Annotated in this window: 1 protein-coding gene; it reads right to left on the reverse strand. The window is 60.7% G+C overall.

Going from position 1 to position 336, the window contains the following annotated elements:
• The coding region (locus SB752_RS32120; protein ID WP_410719456.1) for a hypothetical protein at nt 1-181 on the reverse strand (181 nt) is incomplete at its 3' end.
• Nucleotides 182-336: the final 155 nt, after the last annotated feature.

A 336-nucleotide genomic window follows, 5' to 3' on the forward strand; every position in this document is an offset into this window, starting at 1 on the left:
CGCCGTGACGGCCGCGTGGATCCATTCGACCGGGAGTGCGCAAATTGATGGTGGATTGACTGTTGGTAACCGACTGTCGGTCAACGAGTACGTGCAGGTCAACGGATGGGCCCAGCAAGGCGGGGGGTGCTCGCCGAACGGGATGCAAGCGAACTCTGGCAGCGGGCCATTGTTCTGCCAAAACAATGTGTGGACGCCTCTTGGCGGCGGCGGCAGCGCGGTAGCCTATTGCAAGTCGAATTCATGCGGCATCACACTTCCCAGCGCCGGCACCTGGGACATTTTCGGGCTCGCGTATGCGCATCAGTACGCGTGGTTGGGTGCGACATTTTCGAT

It is taken from the genome of Brevibacillus sp. SIMBA_040, from assembly GCF_046535075.1.
Lineage (GTDB): Bacteria > Bacillota > Bacilli > Brevibacillales > Brevibacillaceae > Brevibacillus.